Raw genomic sequence first — 19,583 nt, 5'->3', positions numbered from 1 at the left:
TCTCCGCCAGGGTCTAATCTTGGCGAGGCACCGGACGGTTCCTTACAGTTCATGAGCCTTCGACCGGCGAACCGCCCGCCCCGGGCGGCCGTAGGGTCGATCGAGCCGAATCCCGCGGCCCCGCCGGCCCGGGAACCGGGGAACCACGCAGCCGCACCGCCCGTCCCGGGCGGCCGGCCGGGGTGAGTTCACGCACCCGCGTGATAGGGCGGCCTTCGCGTCCGAACCCGTCAGCTAACCCGGTAGGCGCCCCGAGGAAGAGGAGACGACCGTGGAGAGTCCCGGCTCCACCGGCCGGCCGCGCGCCGCCGCGCGCCTGCGCCGCGCCGCGCTGGCCCTGACGGCGCTGGCCGCGACGGCGCTGCCGCTCACCGCGGGCACCCTCGCGCCCGCCCCCGCCGCCGCCGACCCGGGCGACACGTCCAAGCTGAAGAAGCTGAACGCCCAGATCGCCCGGCTCGACAAGGAGTACGGCGGCGACCTCGCCAAGCTGAAGGACGCCCAGTACGGCGTCCGGAAGGCCCTGTCGAACTCCGGCAAGCTCACCCGGGACCTGGAGCAGGCGCGCCTCCGCGTCGCCCAGATGGCCGCCACCCAGTACATGACGGGCGGCGCGGACCCCTCCGTCCAGGTCCTGGCCGACGGCGACCCGTCGGCGGTGCTGAACTCGGCGAGCCTCGCGACGCACCTCTCGCAGAACCAGGCCACCCGCGTCCAGCAGCTCCAGAAGCTCATCGACGAGCAGCAGAAGGCCAAGGCGCAGGCCCAGGCGAAGATCTCCGACCTGCAGAAGGAGATCGCCGACCTCGACGCCCAGCGGACCCGCATCAAGTCGCTCGTCAAGAAGTACAAGCCGCAGTCCCCGACGTCGGGCATGGGCGGCGTCACCGCCCGCATGCTGAAGGTCAAGAACGTCATCGACACCGAGTTCGGACCGTTCCCGATCATCGGCTGCGTCCGCTCGACCGGCGACCCCCAGGACCACGGCACCGGCCACGCCTGCGACTTCATGGAGAGCAGCGGCGGCACCATGCCGACCGCCGCCCGCGTCGAGAACGGCAACCAGGTCGCCGCCTACGCCATCGCCCACGCCGGCGCCCTCGGCATCAAGTACATCATCTGGCGCCAGCGCATCTACGACCTCCGCAGCCCCGGCTGGCGCGCCATGGAGGACCGCGGCGGCATCACCGCCAACCACTACGACCACGTCCACATCTCGGTCTTCTAGCGCCCCGCGCCGCTGACCTGCGCCGCAGCTCACGACACCCGCTCTGAGGGCACATCCAGGGCACACGCCCCGGCATCGTGCCCCCAGGCCCCATCGATCGCCAGCCGCATCCGATCCCGGCTGGACGGCATCAGGTGCGTGTACGTCCGCAACGTGAACCCGGGGTCCGCGTGCCCGAGGAACTCGGCGAGCGCCCGGACGTCGACCCCGCGCTCAAGTAGCACGCTCGCGAAGTGATGCCGCAAGGCATGGAACCCGTTTTCCCGCGTTGCCGGAACATCGGCCCGCACGAGCGCCGGCTTCCAGACGAAGCGGTTCCACTCCGTCCGGTTGATCGGCGTGTTCTGCCGAGTCGTGAACACGAGCCGCGCCGGCACCGGTTCCCCTTCCGGCACCCGCCATGGCAACGTCACCTGGACCGGCGGGTACTTCTCCGGCCGCATGTGCTCGGCGAGCAGGAGCCGCAGCGACTCCGGTAGCGGGATGTCCCGCTCCTTGCCGCCCTTGGGCAGCGCGAACACCATCCGCCGATCCCGGAAGAGCTTGACCTGCCGCCGGACGTGCACGACGCCCCGCAGGAAGTCCACGTCATCGACGGCCAGGCCGAACGCCTCACCTTGCCGAAGTCCGAGCCGAGCCCCGACCGCCACCATGGCCGCGTACCGCTCAGTGATCGTCTCAGCTACCGCAGCGACCCGTTCGACCGTCCACGGTTCGAGGGGCGGCGGCGCTCGCGCCGCTGCGCGGCCCGGCGCCGGCGCCGCCCGGCGCGTGCGGCGTGGGCGCCGGTCACCGGCCGGCGGGCGCCGGACCGCGCATCGTGCAGCAGCAGGCCGCTGCCCGTCTGTCGGCCATCGTCAGGTCGCGCCGCCACCGTCAGAATGCGGAGATGACCCGACGCCCTGCTCAAGAAGACGCGACACGACCCATCCGCCAGGAACTCGGTTCCCGAATGATCGACGCCTCGACCGCTGAGTTGGTGTCCTGGCTAGCCCACGATGAACCGCAGGCACGCGAGCTGGCAGCCGCCTACCTCGGTGACCGACTCATCCACGCCTGCAGAACGGACCTTGAGACGGTTGACATGGTGCTGCCGCTCGTGGACAGCCTCACGCGAGAGACCGATGCCACGGTGCAGGAAGAGATCGCACACTCTCTTGGCTACCTGGTCGAGTACGGCACCGTTCCCAACAGCATCGTTCCGGCCCTCAGCGAGTGCTTGCCACGGCTCCACGCGGAGGCTGCCGAGCAAGTTCGCAATGTCATCGGGGAAGCCGGCTAGGCGAGATCGAACCAGGGGGCTACCCCGCCCCCTGGACCCCCGCGCCCCGGAGCACTCGTTCGCGCGCCACTGTCTGTCACAGCGTTTCACCGTTCGCGCGAACGAGCACTCCGGACGGGTGTGCGGCTGGTGCGGTAGATGGTTCTGGGCAGGCAAGGCCCTCGACGCACGCAGGGCACATCGAGGGCACATGGGGACTGGATTCGCTACGAGATGATGAGAGTCCGTAAGAGGTGGGGGCGCAGGTCAGAGGCTTGATCGAAGGCTTTGGCGCTGGTCATGGTTCTGCGGGATTCAGAACTCGGTCTTCTAGCGCCCGCGGCAGACGCTCAGGCCGCGCGACACGTCCGCCGGCCCCGTCCCGGCCGGCCCGACGTCCGCGGAGCTCACTCGCGATCAGGCGACCACAGCCCAAGTCGCTCGAGCCGTCGCTTCGCGGCGTGCCTGGTGTCTTGGGACCGGGGTCCGACGCTTTCCAGCGCGATCTCGTGGAGACGTTCGGAGAAGACCACGACCTCTTCGTCCGTCATCCAGGCCACGGCTTTGGACAGCCAGTGGTCCGACCAGGCGTCCAGGCCCATGCCGATCACCGCCCTCAGCGCTTCCCCCACGTCGGGATCACCAGCCCCGAGGCGGGCCCGCGCTTCGGACTCGACCTCCTCCCGTGAACGCTCCAGCAGCGGCAGCAACCACATGCGCCCCCGGCCGAGTCGAACGCCGGACTCGTTCTCGGTGTCCACGGCCCACGTGCCGCCCACCAAGACCAGCCACGGCCCGCCGGCCTTGACCGCCAAGACCGGACGGCTCACCGACCTCATCACGACGAACCATCTTCCCCGCGCTTCGGACGAGGCGGAAGGAGGCACCCCAGGCACGTGGGCCGCGATCATGTACGAGGCGTTGAGCGTCGCCGAGGGACTCATGCCGGCCCAGAACTCCGTCCTCCAGTCCCCGCGCCCAGCGCGCTCCCCGCCCCCGAACGCCCGCGGGCCGGGGAGCGGGGCAGCGAGCCGATCTTCTTTCGCGCCAGAACGGGTCAGCAGGTGGTGGAGCCCCAGAAGGCGATGTGCAGGGGTCGCCGCTCGTCGTCGTAGAGGACCGTGGCGCGGCCCGAGTCGCGTTCCGGCGGATCGAAGGCGTGGGGGCAGCCGGGCGGGCAGGGGCCGGGCGATCCGTAGGAGCCGTTGAGATGAGCCGCCGTGGAGGCCGCTTTTTCGGCCCGGTCGAAATCGGCCCGGCCGGGGTGGGCGGTGCCGAAGAAGGACAGCACCTCGTGATCCGTGATCAAGCGGACCTTGAAGCGGGCGTCGTGGTCGTCCTTCTCGACCGACTCGGCGCCGAGGCCGAGGATTCCGTCGAGCCAGAAGTCCAGTTCCTCGCAGGATCGCCAGAACTCCTGCGATGTCGTCGGGCACGGCCCGTCCGCGGGCCATACGTTGACGACCTCCTGCATTTCCTTGCGCACAAGTGCCGCGAGGGCAGCGGTGGCGTCCTCCTGATACGGAACGATGTGGACCCAGCTATCAGCTCCCACGTACCCCCCCTTTCGTTCGATTCGCAGCGGACAGACTTGCCAATGGGTACGACAGAGCGATCCCGGGTGTTACGCCGCAGGCGGCAGACGTGATGACGATGCCCCCTGCCCGAGTGCCGGTCCAACCCGCCTCGCCGACGTCGCGGCGCGACTGGGACTCCTCTGCTTCGACCCCCAGCTGAGCGGGCGAGGCCGGTCTCGTGTGATCAGGCGCGCGGGCTTCTCCGGCCGGGGAGGCAGGGGCGCCCCGGCCGCTCGAAGTGGCCGCACAGCGTGCACCACTCCTCTCCTTGCCGGATGTCGCCGGTCATCGCGTGCCGCACCTCTTCGGACACGGCCGCCAGGCGCGACGCCCGGGAGGCGAAGCAGCGGACGGTCCAGATGTCCTCGCGGCCCCACCATGCGTGTAGCCGCATGTGCACCGCAGTCTCACCGTCGAGCCACCATCTGTCGGCCGGGCCGGACGCTTCGGCGTCGGGTGGAGGCGGGGTCGCCTCGTCCACGACCGGCTCGTGCCCGCAAGGGACCGCAAGGTGCAGGGCGGTGTGCGGCCGGTTCCGCACCTGCGCCAATTGGGCACCTCGCCTCCGCCGGCGTCCTGCGCACGCGCCAGCTCGTGGATCAGCGGCGCTGGCATCGCCGGGACGGCCGCGCTCGCTCCAGAAGCGCTCGAACGCGAGGGGACGAGGAAGGATCGTCGAGGATGTGTACGACGGAAGCGCAGCGTCAGTCGGTGGCCGGGCGCAGGGTGGTGCCGTCGGCGAGGGTGCGGTAGTAGCAGGTCGGGCGGCTCTCCCCGGAGGGCAGGTGGGTGTGGCAGGCGCCGCCGGTCGAGCGGCGGACCAGGTAGAGCAGGGAGTTCTGCTCGCAGTTGACGCGGACCTCCACCAGCCTCAGCACGTCGCCCGACGTCGCGCCCTTGCGCCACAGCTCGTTGCGCGAGGTGGACCAGAGGACGGCGATCCCCTCGTCCAGCGTCGCCTTCAACGCCTCGTCGTTGGCGTAGCCGATGAACAGCACCGCGCGGTCGTCGGCGTCCTGGAGGACGACGGGCACGACCCGGGAGCCGGTCTCGGCGACGGCCGTGAGCTTGTCGAAGTCCAGGGCGAGGCGGGTGCCTTCCTCAAGTTCGTTCACCGGACCATCTTGCCCGGGACGGGCCACCGTCCGCACGCCGAATTACGGACGGCCCGGTGACGCGGATGTCGGACGCGGCGTGTCGCGGCCGGGCCGGAGCGGTACCGCTACCTCTGGTACTGGACGGGGGCCAGGCGGAACGGGATCGCCACCTTCGCGGTGTCGCGGGTCCAGCCCTGGAAGTGCTGCAGGGTGATCTTCCCGCTGGTGGCGGCGCGCGCTGAGGCGCGCTTGCGGAAGACGTAGGTGAACCGCTTCGCAGCGCCCGGGGCGACGGCGTCGAACGTGCGCGTCCACTTGCCCGACGTGGCGGCCATGGCGGTCCAGATCTCGACGCCGCGGGCGTCCTGCAAGACGAGCGCGGCGCTGATGTGGAAGTTGGCGACGGCCGCCGACCGGTTGGCCACCACGACCCGGACGACCGTCTGGACGCGCGTCAGGTCGGCGCTCTCGACCTCGGCGGTGACGCCGTCCCGGACGGTGGTGGAGGCCGGCGCCGCGAGGCGCGCCACGATCATCTGGTCGGCGGCCGAGCGGAGGGCGGCGCGGTGCTCCTCGTCCGCCTTCGCGCGGGCGTCGGCGGCCGCCGCGCGGCGCTGCTACTCCCGCAGGCTCACGAGGCCCCAGCCGCCGCCCGCGAGGAGGGCGAGGACGACCACCAGCGCGCCGGCGCGCTTGAGGACGAGCTCCCAGGGGATCGCCGGCCCCGGGCCGCGGCCACCGCCGCCGTGCCAGGGGAACAGCTCGTTCACCACGGCGCAGACGGCCACCAGGACGCCGAGGAGGATCTGCGGGTAGGGGCTGTCCAGGTGCTGGCCGGTCCAGCCGAGCGCCGCGTCGGCGATCCGTTCCGAGTGCGGCTTGACGCTGCCGTAGAAGAGGGGGACGAGCAGGCAGGCGAGGCCCAGCAGGAGTCGAACCGTCTTCTTCACCGGCAGGCCGCTCCGTTCCGTGGTCAGGGGAGCCCGTTCGGTCGACCAGTACGACGGATCTTCGGCGTCCGCTGTTCCCCGGCTACCCGGAGCGACTGTTTGGGGACGTCCGTATCTCCCCTCGCGGAGCGGATGTCAGCCGTTCGACCTGGGCGGCGGTGAGGCGGCGCGCCTCCCAGAGGAGGGCCGCGACCTCGGGCGCGGACGGCTCGCCGTCCGGGGCGTCCATGTCCAGGACGGCCGCCAGGTCGCCTACGGAGAACCCCAGCACGGTCGCGAAACCGGCCAGCAGGGCGGGCGTCGGCGTGACCGTTCCCCGGCCCGCTCCGCCGATGGTGGCGGCCGACAGGTAGATCCGGCCGTCGGTCATGACGGCCATCGCCTTGGCGGTGCCGCTCCAGCCCAGGTCGCGGTTGCGGAGCAGGCCCATGAGCAGGGCGCCGCGTCCCGGAGGGTAGCGCTCGTAAGAGAGCGGTGCGGGGAGGGGCGTACGGGAGGGCGGTCCGGCAGCGAGCGGGCGGCCTCCAGCAGTTGCCGCCGCTGCTCCTGCGGCAGCCGCAGGGCGTGGCGGAGGAGCCCGACCACCGTGCCGCTCCGCTTGGCGTCCACGCGGTCGAGCCCGTCGGGGACCGCCAGGCCCGCCAGCACGTGGACGTCCTGGACGTGCAGGCCGAGCGGGCCGGCGAGCCGCTCCGGGGAGAGGCACGCCGGGGCGTCCAGTCCCCGGCGGGCGCACAGCCGTGCCAGCGCCGTGCCGGTCATTCCTCGGGGCGCTGGTGGACGGTCATGTCGCGGCCGGACGTGTAGGCGTCGCGGGCGGCGTGGATGTGCTGCGTCAGCGGGGCCTGCGGGGGCCGGTACTCGGCCGCCCAGCCCGCGAGCTCGCGGGCGAAGTCCCGGTTCTCGCGGGCGTGCCAGACGAGCGCGCTGACGAGCGCGCGGATGCGGTCGTCGGACGGCTCGGCGATCGCCAGCTCCAGGTCCTGGGCCGAGCGCCGGTCGGAGCCGAACGCCGCCTTGACGCGGTCGCGGAGGCGCGCCACCACGCCGAGGGCCGCCTGCTCGCCCAGCCCCGAGATCGCCCCCGTCGCGACGATCGTCGCGACCGCTTCCACCGCTGCCGTGTCCATGCAGGGTTGGACGCGCGGCGCCGCCGGTCCGTTCGGGCGGGACGCGAAGGGGCCGGGCCGGAGAACGGCCCGGCCCCTTCGCGCGGTGCTCAGCCGGCGTAGCTCGGGAGCGTCCGCTCGTGGGCCTCGCGGAGCTCGGCCAGCGGGATCGAGAACAGCTCCTGGTCGCCCTCGGCGGTCCGGCCGGAGATCTCCAGGGCGTCGCCGCCGGTGACGCCGAGCTGGCTGACCGGGACGCCCGCCTGCTCGCAGAGCGCCGCGACGCGGCCCTCGCTGCCGGGCCGGATCGCGACGAGGCAGCGCGCCACCGACTCGCTGAACAGCGCCACGAACCCGTCGCCCGGCACCGTCACCTTCGCGCCGAGGCTGCCGCGCAGGCAGGACTCGACGAGCGCCTGCGACAGGCCGCCGTCCGACAGGTCGTGCGCGGCCACCAGCAGGCCCTCGCGGGACGCGGTGATCAGCACGCCGGCGAGGGCGCGCTCGGCCGCCAGGTCCACCTTCGGCGGCAGCCCGCCGAGGTGGTCGTAGACGACGTGCGCCCACTCCGAGCCGCCGAACTCCTCGCGGGTCTCGCCGAGCAGCGCCAGCGTCGCGCCCTCGGTGACGAACGCCATGCCGACGCGGCGGCGCACGTCGTCGTGGACGCCGAGCACGCCGATGACCGGCGTCGGGTTGATCGGCGCGGTGCCCGTCTGGTTGTAGAAGGACACGTTGCCGCCGGTCACCGGGACGCCGAGGTACTGGCAGGCGTCGGCGAGGCCGGTGACGGCCTGCGAGAACTGCCACATGACGCCCGGGTCCTCCGGCGAGCCGAAGTTCAGGCAGTTGGTGACGGCGAGCGGCCGGGCGCCCGTCGCGGCGACGTTGCGGTACGCCTCCGACAGCGCGAGCTGCGCGCCCGCGTACGGGTCGAGGCGGGCGTAGCGGCCGTTGCCGTCCAGCGACAGCGCGATGCCGAGGCCCGTCTCGTCGTCGATGCGGACGATGCCCGCGTCGTCCGGCATGGCCTGCACGGTGTTGCCGAGCACGTACCGGTCGTACTGGGACGTCACCCACGTCTTGGACGCCAGGTTCGGCGAGCCCGCGAGCCAGAGGACGGTGCGGCGCAGCTCGTCGCCGTTGGACGGGCGGGTGAGCCGGCCGGGCGTGTCGGACTGCAGGCCGCCGAGGTCGGCGGGCGGCGCGAGCGGCCGCTCGTAGACCGGGCCCTCGTCGGCGGCGGTCACCGGCGGGATGTCGACGATGACCTCGCCGCGCCAGGTCATGACGAGACGGCCGGTGTCGGTGACCTCGCCGATGACGGTCGCGGGGATCTCCCACTTCGCGCAGATCGCCAGGAAGTCGTCGACCTTGGCGGGCTCGACGACCGCCATCATGCGCTCCTGCGACTCGCTCATGAGGATCTCCTCGGGGCGGAGCGTCGCGTCGCGCAGCGGGACGGCGTCGAGGTCGACGTCCATGCCGCCGGTGCCGGCCGCGGCCAGCTCCGTCGTCGCGCAGGAGACGCCGGCGGCGCCGAGGTCCTGGATGCCGACGACGAGGCCCGCGCGGAACAGCTCCAGGCAGCACTCGATGAGGAGCTTCTCCATGAACGGGTCGCCGACCTGCACGCTCGGCCGCTTGGCCTGCGACTCGTCGTCGAAGGTCGCGCTCGCCAGCACCGACGCGCCGCCGATGCCGTCGGGGCCGGTGCCGGCGCCGAACAGGATCACCTTGTTGCCGGGACCGGGCGCCACCGCCCGCTGGATGTCGTCGTGCTTCATCACGCCCACGCAGAGCGCGTTGACCAGCGGGTTCTGCGCGTAGCAGGCGTCGAAGACGGTCTCGCCGCCGATGTTGGGCAGGCCGAGGGAGTTGCCGTAGCCGCCGACGCCCGCGACGACGCCCGGCAGCACCCGCTGGGTGTCGGGCGCGTCGGCGGGGCCGAACCGCAGCGAGTCCATGACGGCGATCGGGCGGGCGCCCATCGACATGATGTCGCGGACGATGCCGCCGACGCCGGTCGCCGCGCCCTGGTAGGGCTCGACGTAGGACGGGTGGTTGTGCGACTCGACCTTGAAGGTGACCGCCCAGCCCTGCCCGACGTCGACGACGCCCGCGTTCTCGCCCATGCCGACGAGCAGCGCGTCCGTGCGGGGCGCCTTGTCGCCGAACTGGCGGAGGTGCACCTTGGAGGACTTGTAGGAGCAGTGCTCGCTCCACATGACCGAGTAGATCGCCAGCTCGGCGGCGGTCGGGCGGCGGCCGAGGATGTCGCGGACCCGCCGGTACTCGTCGTCCTTCATGCCGAGCTCGGCGTAGGGCTGCGGGCGGTCGGGCGTGCGCGCGGCGACCTCGACGGTGTCGGTGCCCGGCTCGGCGACGGCGCGGTGGTGGCGGCCGTCGGCGGGCGGCGCGACCTCGCCCGGCGTGGTGACGCCGGGACCGGCCTCGGCGGCGAGCGCCTTGATGAAGTCGCGGGCGTGCTCGTCGGAGGCGACCTGCGGGCCGGCGTCGACGACCGGCTGCGGGCCGGTGCCGGGGTACACGGCGGGCTGCGGGCCGGTGCCCTGGCCGACGGCGGGCTGCGGGCCGGTGCCGAAGCCACCGGCTCCGGGGTACTCGCCCGACACGGCTGGCTGCGGGCCCGTGCCCTGGCCGACGGCCGGCTGCGGGCCGGTGCCGAAACCGCCGCCCAGCGGGTGGTCGTCCTCGGGCACGACGGGCTGCGGACCCGTCCCGAAGGCGACCGCGGGCTGCGGCCCCGTGCCGAAGCCGCCGGTCCCGGGGTGCTCCCCCGACACGGCGGGCTGCGGGCCGGTGCCGAAACCGCCGCCCAGCGGGTGGTCGTCCTGCGGCACGACGGGCTGCGGACCCGAGCCCTGCACCTGCTGCGGACCCGTGCCGAAGCCCCTGGCGTGCTCGCCTGACACCGCGGGCTGCGGACCGGTGCCGAAGCCGCCGCCGAGGGGCTGGTCGTCCTCGGGCACGGCGGGCTGCGGGCCGGAGCCCTCGGCCGGCTGCGGGCCAGGGGCGGCGGTCGCGCCGCCGAGCGGGAGGCCGTCCTCGCCGACCGCCGGCTGCGGGCCGCTGCCCGGACCGCCGGCGGGCTGCGGGCCGCCCTCGGCCGGGCGCGCCTCGCCCTCCTCGTCGAGGATGGCCTCGAAGGCGTGCGTCACCGACGGGTCGACGGCGTGCAGCTCGGGGTCGTCGGCGTCGTCCTTGAGGTCGAGGATCCACTCCATGGAGGTCTCGTCCTCGGGAGCCCCCGAGCCCTTCGGGCGCTGCTCACTCATTGCGTGCTCCCCGTGCACTCATTGCGGGACCGGCCGCTCATGCGCCGACCAGGCCCTTGACGATCGAGGTGAAGAAGCCGAGCCCGTCGGTGGACGGGCCGGTCAGGGACTCCACGGCGTGCTCGGGGTGCGGCATGAGGCCGACGACGTTGCCGGCCTCGTTGCGGATCCCGGCGATGTCGTTCAGGGAGCCGTTCGGGTTCAGGTCCAGGTAGCGGGCGACGACGCGGCCCTCGCCCTCCAGCTCGGCGAGCGTCTCGCGGTCGGCGGCGTAGCGGCCGTCGGCGTTCTTGACCGGGATCACCACCTCCTGGCCGGTGCTGTAGTCGGCGGTCCAGGCGGTGCCGGCGTCGTCGATGCGGAGCCGCTGGTCGCGGCAGACGAAGTGCAGGCCCGCGTTGGGCAGCAGCGCGCCGGGCAGCAGGTGCGACTCGCAGAGCACCTGGAAGCCGTTGCAGATGCCGAGGACGGGCAGGCCGTTCCCGGCCGCGGCGATCACCTCGGTCATCAGCGGGGCGAACCGCGCGAGGGCGCCCGCCCTCAGGTAGTCGCCGTAGGAGAACCCGCCCGGCAGCACCACCGCGTCCACGTCCCGCAGGTCGTGGTCGGCGTGCCAGAGCGGGACGGCCTCGGCGCCGGCCATGGTGATGGCCCGTGCGGCGTCGCGGTCGTCCAGGGAACCAGGGAAGGTGATGACCCCGATCCGGGCAGCATTCATCGCGTCCGTTCCTTCGCTGCGATCCTCGCCCGCCGGGGCAGGCGAGCGCCACTGCATGGTGAGGGCGTCCGGAAGACGGGCGATCAACGGGCCCGCCCTACCCCTCTCGCGCGCGTCGCAATCCCCCCGCGCGCGTCCTAATCTACCCGGCGCTGTGCATGAGGCGGTGCTCGAGGCGCCGGATGAGGGCCTCGTCCCGCCAGGTCAGCCGCTTCCGCAGGTGGACGACGGTGCCGCTGTCCGTACCGGCCGAGATGTCCAGCTCGTCCATGAGTGCCCGCATGATCCTAATGCCGCGCCCGGATTCCGCCAATTCATCCGGTTCGGGGCGGGCGTGGCGGAGCCCCCGGCCCCAGTCCATCACCGCGATCCGGCAGCTCTCGTCGTCGATCCGCGCGGTCACCTCGTAGTCCCCGGACGTGCGGGCGTGCTGGACGACGTTGGTGCACGCCTCGGAGAGCGCCAGCAGGATGTCGTCCACGACGTCGTCGGCCACCCCCAGCCCGCGCAGCGAATCACCGACCACGCGGCGGACCACCGGGATGCTCAGCGCCTCGCGCGGCAGAGCCAGCGAGAACTTCATATCCACCGGGACACCTCGCGTCCGTTCCGGGGCCCCTGCCGGAACCCCGGTCGCTCGGGGGCTCGGGGGCCGCCGGAGGACGGGCGCCCGAGGAATTCGACGCAGCTAACACTTCCCCGGCCGAATCTGCCGTAATCGCTACACCGTCCGCTCTTTTCATGAACGGACGGTGACGGCTCCCGGCGCCATTCCCGCACCGCCGACAATGGATCTTGCCGCGGTTCAGAGCACCCGGACGTCGAAGGTCTCGATCACCGGATTGGCCAGCATGGTCTCGGCGATCTTGCGGACGCGGTCCAGCGCGGCCTCGTCCGCCTCCCCGTCGATCTCCACCTCGAACCGCTTGCCCTGCCGGACCGCGGTGACCCCGTCGAACCCGAGCTGGGGCAGCTTCTGGGCGATCGCCCGGCCCTGCGGATCGAGAATCTCCGGCTTCAGCATGACGTCGACGACGACGCGCGCCACGACCGCCCCCTCGTTGATCAGCGCTTTTCGATAACGCTTGAAGGGTACGGCACCATGACAGGGCACACTCCCCCCGTCCCCCCGGAGCCGCCCGATGAACGTGGACGATCTGACGGCCCCCGAGCGGCGCCTGTGGGAGGCGTTCCCCCGCGGCGAAACGGTCGACCTGGGCGCCGACGACCCGGCCGGGCCGTCCGGTCCCTGGGGACCCGAGCGCCTCATCCGCGCCGAGGTGCTGGTCGCGCTGCTCGCCGGCGCCGTCGAGTCCGAGCCCGGCCAGGTCGCGGCGCTGCGGCTGAACGGGGCGCGGATCACCGGCTCGCTCAACCTCGGGCACGCCCAGGTGTCGGCGCCGCTCGCCCTCAGCGGCTGCGTGTTCGACACGAACCCCTACCTGTACTGGGCGACGATGAGCAGCATCCACCTGATGGACTGCCGGCTGCCCGGCCTCGTCGCGTCCGGCCTCCGGGTGGACGGGCACCTCTGGTTGCAGGGCAGCCGCTTCGACGGCGGCCTCTTCCTCGACGGGGCGCACATCTCCGGCATCCTCAACATGTCGGGCGTCCAGCTGTCCAGCCCCGGCGGCGACGCGCTGCTCGCCGACCGCCTCGCCGTGGACGCCAACGTCTACCTCGACCAGGGCTTCAGCGCGCACGGCGAGGTGCGGCTGCCCGGCGCCCGCGTCGGCGGCCAGCTCATCATCCGGCAGGCCCGGCTGCACAACCCCGGCGGCTCGGCCCTGTACGCGAGCCGCCTCGACGTCGCCGCGAACGTGTTCTGCGACGGCGGCTTCGTCGCCACCGGCGCCGTCCGGCTGCGCGGCGCCCGCGTCGGCGGCTACCTCTCGTTCGTCGGCGCGAAGATCAGCAACCCGGGGAAGGTCGCGCTGTCGGCCGACGACCTCGCGGTGGAGACCGACGTGTACTGCTCGGACGGCTTCACCGCCGAGGGCACCGTCAGCTTCGCCGGCGCCAACGTCACCGGCCAGCTCAAGCTCGACAGGTCCCGGCTGCGCTGCGAGAACGGCACCGCCCTGTCCCTGCAGCACCTCCAGGCCGAGGAGGTCGTGCTCCGCCCGGCGGAGATCCCCGACGGCACCGTCGACCTGTCCTACGCCCGCATCGGGCTGCTCCGCGACTCCGCCGGCACCTGGCCCCGCCGCCTCCAGCTCGACGGCCTGCAGTACGAGAACCTCGAACCGGCCCTGACGGCGCGCGAGCGCCTGGACTGGCTGCGCCGCGACACCGACGGCTACCAGCCGCAGCCCTACGAGCGCCTCGCCCAGACCTACCGCGCCCTCGGCCTGGACGCCGACGGACGCTCCGTCCTGCTCGCCAAGGCCCGCGACCGGCGGCGGTCCCAGGGCCTCCCCCGCAAGATCGTCGGCTGGATGCAGGACGTCCTCGTCGGCTACGGCTACCGGCCCTTCCGCGCCGCGTCCTGGCTCGGCGGCCTGCTCGCCTTCGGCACCATCGTGTTCTCCCTGCACAAGCCCGCCGTCCTGGACGACGGCCACCACCCCCACTTCAACGCCTTCCTCTACACGCTCGACCTGCTCCTCCCCATCGGCACTTTGGGGCAGGAAGTCGAATATGCGCCACAAGGTGTTTATCAATGGATCGCGAATCTGCTCGTCGTGGCCGGTCTGCTCCTCGGCCTGACCGTCGCCGCGGGCGCCACCCGCGCCTTGTCCCGCGAATGAGCTGACCGCTTTCCTCACCCATCCGAAAAGGTTCCGTTGATTCGGGCGGCGGGCGCCTTTACTGTTCCCTGAGGGGACAGAGAGGGTGCCGCGCATGACGACCGTCACGGGGGCCGAGGTCGCGGCCCTGCACGCCGAACTCGACGCGGTCGCCGCGCTGATGACGGAGATCGCCCGCCAGTTCGGCCCGCAGGTGTGGCAGGGCGGCTCGGCGGGCGCGTTCGCCGCCGACCTGCAAGGACACAGCCGCGCCCTGGACCGCATGGCCCACGACGTCATGGCCGCCGCCGACCGCGCGACCCCGATGCCGCTGGTGTTCCCGTCCCCGGCGCCGATGCCGCGCGTCGCGTCCGTCCCGGCGGGCGGCCTCGTCGCGGCGGTCTCCCCGTCCGGGCTGGAACGCCTGGAGACCGCCCTGAACCGCGCCTCCTGGGACCTGCCGAACCACGCGAGCCGCATCCGCGCCCTGCTCCCGGCCGCCCCCACCGCCGAATGCCGCCGCACCGCCGCCTGGTGCCGCGAGCAGGCCGGCCGGATGCGCACCCGCATCCGCTACGCCCGAGCCGAAGACCAGGCCGCCCCCGGCCTCGCCGCCGGTCCCGCCGTCCGGCTCGGCGACCCCGCGCTGATCCCGGTGCCGGACAAGAACCTCTTCGGCGCCAAGGAGATGACCGACCTCGGCCGCTACCAGGCCACCGCCTACGCCAAGCAGCTCCGCGAGCGCACCCCGGCCGCGTACGCGATGCTCGACGACATCGCCCGCTCCCTGCAGGAGAACGCCAAGGACACCGCCTACCTGCAGGCGTTCTTCGGCGGCGTCCCGGCCGGCTCGATCGGCGGCCTCGCCCACGACCTCTACCTGCGCCACGAGGGCACGCCCCTGACGAAGTCCGACAAGACGCTGATCGGCAACGTGGGCACCGCACTGGCCGGCCTGTCCCGCCGCCAGGGCTCCGGCCCGGCCGTCACCCGCGCCCTCGGCCCCGCCGACGCCGACCTGCCCGGCCACACCCTGCTGGTGAAGCTGAGCGCGCCGAACGTCAGGTGGAGCTCGGCCGTCCTGCTGGACCTGGCCCAGGCCGCCCTCCGCTGGCGCCAGCGCCACCCGTCCTACGAGATCACCCAGTCGTCGGGGACGCTGGCGGGCGAGTCCCACAGCTCGGTGATCAACCAGCCCGGCCGCCCCTGGTGGCACGACTGGGGCCTCACCAGTGCCCTCGGCGTCACCGACGACAAGGCCGTCCGCGACTACGACCCCGCCGTCACGATCCTCGCCCGCATCGCCGCCCAGGGCGACTCGGCCGCCGCCCGCGCCCTCGCCGCCACGCCGCTGGACAAGTCCCTGACGGTCCAGAACCCGCCCGACGCCAAGGCGCAGACGTGGCTCACCCGTAGCCTGGGCGAGACCTACGCCGCCCTCCTGATCGCCCCGGACTGGCGGGACGGCGGCAAGGCCGCCGGGGCCGTGATCAAGCTGGCCACCGCGCCGGAGAAGGGCCACGAGGCCGAGGCCGCCGCGAACGCCGCCGCCCTCATGAAGGCCGCGGGCTGGTGGGTCGAGAACGGCCGCCCGAAGGTCGACAAGCTCCTCGACCGCGACCCGCCCGTCCTCATCCGCTGGATCCTCCCCGGCATGGGCCACAGCGGCAGCCAGCCGTCCTGGTTCCCCACGAGCAAGAGCTACAAGGCCGAGCTCCCGCCCGAGCTGCGCAACGCGCTGCTCCACGTGGCCTGCAGCAACATCGCCGCCCTCGCCGACGCCAGCCGGACCTCCGCCGGAACCGGCCTCCCGCGCACCGATCCCGCGACCGGACGCCTGTACGTCAGCATGGGCGGCGCGGACGTCCAGGCGTTCCTGCGCGTCCTGGCCTCGGACGACAAGTCGTGGGCCCAGCTGGCGGCGGCCGCCCAGCAGTACCGCCGGTCACTGTTCGCCTGGGGCCTGCGCACCGGCCCCATCAGGGACGCGATGGGCAAGGCCGGATACTTGGAAGGCAGCCTCATCACCGCCTACGTCAAGGAGCGCAGCGAGCACGAGAAGATCACTCAGAAGGAGTACGAGGACGCGAAGACGGAACTCAGCCATCTCCGCGACCTCGTCATGGAGATCGCCGGTGGGCATCCGGCCGCCGAGGTCCCCGGCGTCTCCGCCGCCGTGACGTCCGGCACCGACAAGCTGCTGGACAAGATCTCCTACGACGACTTCGAGAAGCGGATGGCGGCGATCCGGGCGAAGGACTCCACCTACAGCGATCAGCTCGCCCTGGATCTCGCCTACGGCTACTTCCTGGCGCACCATGGCCGTACGGGCGACGCGGCGGTCGACCGGCTGCTGGCCCGGCGGACCACCCTCAGCGCGGACGAACAGGGAAGGATCATCAACTGGATCCACCTTCTCAAGTTGTCCGGCAAGGGAAGCGCCACGCCCAACGAGACCGGACCCTCCCTTTTGCGCGATGCCGAGGACGCCGCCGGTTACAACCAGGCCCCGACACAGTGAGCGGCCGTCACCGGTAAGCCTCGCCCGTCATCTCTTCAGGAAGCCGGAACGCCAGGATGCGGCCGCAGTATCGATCGGACACGATGATGGTGCCGTCCTTCCGCATGGCCGCGCCGCCCGCTTTGATCCCACCGAGATCGGCGAGCGAGCCGTCGAACTGACGGCAGTTCTTCACCGGTCCCCAGTCGAGGCGGATGAGCGTGCCATCCGTTCTCAGCAGGCTCGACATCGCGATCGGTTCGGTCGGCTTGGCTCCGCCCAACAGCAGCACGGACCCGTCCTTCAGCACCAAGGCCGCATCCCAGAGCGGCAGCGCTCGGGCCGTGGCCGGAAAACGTGACGCACTGGCCGAACCCCGCTGCGGGACCCTGACGGCTCCGCTCTTCGTCACGACGACCAGTCCCCCGCGGCCGTCGCTTGCGACGGGGCCGAGGACGAACCCGCCGTGAGCGCTGGCCTCCGTGCGCGCCTTTTCGTAGCCCGGTACTCGCCACTCGACCAGTTCGCCGCCACCCCGAGCCTCGTAGAGGTCGCCTCTGCGGGACACCACGATCGGGACTCCATCACCGCGCACCGCGAACCTGGAACCCCGCCAATACTCGTCGGCCGTGCGCCGGTCCTCGCCGGAAAGGACGCGTCCGGCCGCGTCCTTCACCGTCAACCGGTTCGGCAACGGAGTACGCCAGGAGAAGTAGGTGACCTGATTCAAGGTCGTCGGCGAGGCTCGGACCAGGTTGATGCCGTAGCCAGAGCTCATCAACCACAGATCGTTGCCCTGGGCGGAGAGCTGGTCGGGGAGCGAGCCGAGGCGAAGGAGACCGATCCTGCCGGTTCGGTCGATGTAAGCGATCGCCCCCTTCTGCTGGTAGATCACCTCGAAGTACGGGATCCCCGCGTCTGTCACGGCGAGGCCCCCCGCATCGCTGAACGCGCTGGACCGCAGGGCGTACTCACCGTCGCGCGGGGTGGTGTTGATGTCAGGCGCGCCGGCGATGGTGACGACTTGGCCGGGGCGGGTGGGGGTCGGGGTGGGGTCGAAGGAGGCGCGGGGTGCGGTGTGGGTGCAGGCGGCGGATAGCAGGGCGCAGGCGGCTAGGGCGGTGGCGGTGATCCTGCGGGGGCGCGTCACGGTGCCGATGATGACATCGATCGGTCATCGTCGGCAGTCCTCCGGTCAAGCCCGCCGAAAGGGACGGGCTCTCCTTGACGGCGCCGCAGCAGCGGCCGGCTCAGGTCTCGTGGATGGCCGCCAGTTCTTCCAAGAGATGCACCGCCTCGTGGACTGAGGTGGCGATGGCGGGCGGAAGGTGTTCGGTGAGGATGAGGTAGTCGCGCATCGGGGCGGCGACGGTGGCGAGGATCTGGGCGCGTTCCTGCGGAGGGCAGGCGGTGGCCGCCCGGCGGATCTCCGCCAGCCCCTCCTCGGTCCGTCCGCTGAGGAGCAGCGCGTCCGCCAGGTCGAACCGGGACCACGGGTTGCCGGAGGGCTCCGCCGAGACGGTGTAGCGGGCCAGGTGCTCGAGGTCGCGGAAGGCGTCCGCCGCGGCGGACGTGTCCGTCCCTCGGAGGCCGGCCAGCAGCAGGTCGATGCGCGCCGCGTTCATCAGCGGGTAGAGGGTGTTCGGTTCCAGCCGGGCCGCCTGCCGGTAGGACTCCCGGGCGCGTTCCAGCAGGGCGGCGTTCAGGCCGGCCGTCTCCTGCCGGGCTTGGCGGCGCAGCATCCCGCCCTGGATGGACCACGTCTCGGCGTCCTCGCCGTCTAGGGCGAGAGCGCGGTCGAAGGACTCGATGGCCTCTCCGTACGCACGACCGATCCTGCCGAGGACGAGTCCGAGTTCCCGCCAGACGGGCGCCTGCCCGTCGTCCAGCTCCGCGGCGCGCCGCAGTGCGGTCTCGGCCTCTTCGAGGCGGCCCTGGCGCCGTAGGGCGGAGCCGAGCTCCTGGAAGCCCCGCCAGCCGGCCGGATTCCGTTTGACGGCCTCGCGTAACAGTCCGATGCGGGCGTCGAGATCGGCCGATCGCCGCGCGGCCTTCAGAAGGTCGTCGGCCTGCCGCTGGCGAAGCTCGCCGACCTCGGCGGCGAGCGCGTCGTAAGCCCTGCGCGGGACGAGAACAAGCTGTGCGCCGTCGCGGACCGGGCTGTCGACGCGGGACGGCTCGCGGAGTCCCGCCGCAGCCGCGGCCGCGATCCGCTGGATCGCCTCGTCCAGCATGTCGGGCATCGGCCCGTACTCGATCACCCGGTTGATGACCGCGTTGTAGCGCACGTCGTCGAGGTCCTGGCAGATCAGGACCGTCACGCCGTCCCGCATCGCCCACCGGACGCCCAGCTCGAGGTAGACGTTGGGGTTGGCGCCCGTGAGGTCGGCGATGTAGACATCGGCGTTCAGCGCCTCGGGGAACATCGAGCGGTGGACCAGCCCCGGCACCGTCTTCTCCTTCTCCAGCACGAGTTCGGCGGGACGTCCGAGCAGTTCTTCCAGGCGGGCCGCGACCGGCGCGAGCAGCCTGCGGCGGATCGAGGGGACGTCGGGCCAAGCGGCCCCGTCGCCCATCGACGTTCCGGGCATCGCGACGAAGATCCGCACCGTCCGCCGGTCCTCGGCGGACGGTTCCTCGGGCGCGGCCGCCGCGACCGGCGCCTCGGGGGCCTGCGACCGGCGCTCGTCGGCTTGGAGCATCTGCAGGCTCCGCCAGCGCGAACGCCATTCGTCCAGCCGCGGATCGGTGCGGGAGACCGGGCGCCGCTCCGGGTCGCCGAGCTGCAGCAGGGCCCGGACCAGAGCGATCAGGAAGTCGAGGCCGGGCAGGCGCTTGCCCCCGAGCGTCTCGCTGACACCCGATTTCGACAGCGGGCGGCCCGGCGGCGCGCTCCGCTCGATCTCCTGGAGGGACGGCTTGCCCTGCTCGATCCGCAGGGCGCCCAGATCCCGGGCGAAGGCGGCCAGCTCAGCGGTGTACCGGTGCGACGCCCCCCGCTCCTCCTGCTCCATCAGTCCTCCCGCCGGGTCCCTGACGCCGGGATATCACGGCGGCCGCCGCGAAACCCAGCGAAATCCGTCGAACATTCACGAGGCTTCGTGCGCTGCCGCCG

At 72.4% G+C, this 19,583-nt stretch carries 18 protein-coding genes, 1 pseudogene and 1 riboswitch; of the genes and pseudogenes, 4 read left to right on the top strand and 15 right to left on the bottom strand.

Annotated elements, in window-relative coordinates; genetic code table 11:
• Window positions 1-93: 93 nt before the first annotated feature.
• Window positions 94-264, top strand: a riboswitch (cyclic di-AMP (ydaO/yuaA leader).
• A gap of 7 nt (window positions 265-271) precedes the next feature.
• Window positions 272-1,228 carry a coiled-coil domain-containing protein gene (locus K1Y72_RS06825; RefSeq protein ID WP_220164305.1) on the top strand — a complete coding sequence of 319 codons (957 nt, stop codon included), beginning with the start codon at window positions 272-274 and terminating at the stop codon, window positions 1,226-1,228.
• Between the two features lie 29 nt (window positions 1,229-1,257).
• Here the strand turns inward: K1Y72_RS06825 and K1Y72_RS06820 are convergent.
• Window positions 1,258-1,920: pseudogene (locus K1Y72_RS06820) on the bottom strand (tyrosine-type recombinase/integrase); the annotation flags it as partial.
• A gap of 128 nt (window positions 1,921-2,048) precedes the next feature.
• Between K1Y72_RS06820 and K1Y72_RS06815 the strand changes: the two are divergent.
• Window positions 2,049-2,510, top strand: a complete 462-nt coding sequence (locus K1Y72_RS06815; RefSeq protein WP_220164303.1) for a hypothetical protein — start codon at window positions 2,049-2,051, stop codon at window positions 2,508-2,510.
• A gap of 386 nt (window positions 2,511-2,896) precedes the next feature.
• Here the strand turns inward: K1Y72_RS06815 and K1Y72_RS06810 are convergent, their stop codons facing one another.
• From K1Y72_RS06810 to purS, 12 genes are all read right to left on the bottom strand, one after another.
• Entirely contained in the window at window positions 2,897-3,319 is a 423-nt protein-coding gene (locus tag K1Y72_RS06810; protein ID WP_220164301.1) for a hypothetical protein, read from the bottom strand.
• A 227-nt stretch (window positions 3,320-3,546) separates the two neighbouring features.
• The gene (locus tag K1Y72_RS06805; protein WP_220164299.1) at window positions 3,547-4,044 is read right to left on the bottom strand and encodes a hypothetical protein; all 498 of its coding nucleotides are present in this window, start codon (window positions 4,042-4,044) and stop codon (window positions 3,547-3,549) included.
• Between the two features lie 206 nt (window positions 4,045-4,250).
• Entirely contained in the window at window positions 4,251-4,460 is a 210-nt protein-coding gene (locus K1Y72_RS06800) for a hypothetical protein (protein ID WP_220164297.1), read from the bottom strand.
• Window positions 4,461-4,770: 310 nt separating this feature from the next.
• On the bottom strand, window positions 4,771-5,181 hold the full coding sequence (locus K1Y72_RS06795) for a phosphoribosyl-AMP cyclohydrolase (protein ID WP_220164295.1): 411 nt from the start codon (window positions 5,179-5,181) through the stop codon (window positions 4,771-4,773).
• A gap of 107 nt (window positions 5,182-5,288) precedes the next feature.
• Window positions 5,289-5,693: a hypothetical protein gene (locus tag K1Y72_RS06790; RefSeq protein WP_220164293.1), complete on the bottom strand. Its 405-nt coding sequence runs from the start codon at window positions 5,691-5,693 to the stop codon at window positions 5,289-5,291.
• Between the two features lie 87 nt (window positions 5,694-5,780).
• The gene (locus tag K1Y72_RS06785; RefSeq protein ID WP_220164291.1) at window positions 5,781-6,113 is read right to left on the bottom strand and encodes a hypothetical protein; all 333 of its coding nucleotides are present in this window, start codon (window positions 6,111-6,113) and stop codon (window positions 5,781-5,783) included.
• 82 nt (window positions 6,114-6,195) lie between these two features.
• The gene (locus K1Y72_RS06780; RefSeq protein WP_220164289.1) at window positions 6,196-6,543 is read right to left on the bottom strand and encodes a hypothetical protein; all 348 of its coding nucleotides are present in this window, start codon (window positions 6,541-6,543) and stop codon (window positions 6,196-6,198) included.
• A 328-nt stretch (window positions 6,544-6,871) separates the two neighbouring features.
• Window positions 6,872-7,243 carry a hypothetical protein gene (locus tag K1Y72_RS06775; protein ID WP_220164287.1) on the bottom strand — a complete coding sequence of 124 codons (372 nt, stop codon included), beginning with the start codon at window positions 7,241-7,243 and terminating at the stop codon, window positions 6,872-6,874.
• A gap of 89 nt (window positions 7,244-7,332) precedes the next feature.
• Window positions 7,333-10,521 carry a phosphoribosylformylglycinamidine synthase subunit PurL gene (gene purL / locus K1Y72_RS06770; protein WP_372452840.1) on the bottom strand — a complete coding sequence of 1,063 codons (3,189 nt, stop codon included), beginning with the start codon at window positions 10,519-10,521 and terminating at the stop codon, window positions 7,333-7,335.
• A gap of 37 nt (window positions 10,522-10,558) precedes the next feature.
• Complete coding sequence (gene purQ / locus K1Y72_RS06765) at window positions 10,559-11,239, bottom strand: phosphoribosylformylglycinamidine synthase subunit PurQ (RefSeq protein WP_220164285.1); 681 nt, start codon at window positions 11,237-11,239, stop codon at window positions 10,559-10,561.
• Window positions 11,240-11,381: 142 nt separating this feature from the next.
• A complete protein-coding gene (locus tag K1Y72_RS06760; RefSeq protein ID WP_258571998.1) occupies window positions 11,382-11,822 on the bottom strand; it encodes an ATP-binding protein in 441 nt (146 codons plus the stop codon).
• A 222-nt stretch (window positions 11,823-12,044) separates the two neighbouring features.
• Window positions 12,045-12,287: a phosphoribosylformylglycinamidine synthase subunit PurS gene (gene purS / locus K1Y72_RS06755; RefSeq protein ID WP_220164281.1), complete on the bottom strand. Its 243-nt coding sequence runs from the start codon at window positions 12,285-12,287 to the stop codon at window positions 12,045-12,047.
• A 94-nt stretch (window positions 12,288-12,381) separates the two neighbouring features.
• Here purS and K1Y72_RS06750 point away from each other — a divergent pair, with 94 nt between their 5' ends.
• Together K1Y72_RS06750 and K1Y72_RS06745 are read left to right on the top strand one after the other, a co-directional pair.
• Complete coding sequence (locus tag K1Y72_RS06750; protein ID WP_220164279.1) at window positions 12,382-13,989, top strand: hypothetical protein; 1,608 nt, start codon at window positions 12,382-12,384, stop codon at window positions 13,987-13,989.
• A gap of 94 nt (window positions 13,990-14,083) precedes the next feature.
• Window positions 14,084-16,489, top strand: coding sequence for a hypothetical protein (locus K1Y72_RS06745; protein WP_220164277.1), 2,406 nt, complete (start codon window positions 14,084-14,086; stop codon window positions 16,487-16,489).
• A 7-nt stretch (window positions 16,490-16,496) separates the two neighbouring features.
• Here the strand turns inward: K1Y72_RS06745 and K1Y72_RS06740 are convergent, their stop codons facing one another.
• Together K1Y72_RS06740 and K1Y72_RS06735 are read right to left on the bottom strand one after the other, a co-directional pair.
• Entirely contained in the window at window positions 16,497-17,618 is a 1,122-nt protein-coding gene (locus K1Y72_RS06740; protein WP_220164275.1) for a hypothetical protein, read from the bottom strand.
• A gap of 100 nt (window positions 17,619-17,718) precedes the next feature.
• A complete protein-coding gene (locus K1Y72_RS06735; protein WP_220164273.1) occupies window positions 17,719-19,482 on the bottom strand; it encodes a tetratricopeptide repeat protein in 1,764 nt (587 codons plus the stop codon).
• Window positions 19,483-19,583: the final 101 nt, after the last annotated feature.

Origin of the sequence: Actinomadura parmotrematis (assembly GCF_019458805.1) — a bacterium.
Classification (GTDB): domain Bacteria; phylum Actinomycetota; class Actinomycetes; order Streptosporangiales; family Streptosporangiaceae; genus Spirillospora; species Spirillospora parmotrematis.
This window is presented reverse-complemented; position numbering and strand designations above follow the sequence as displayed.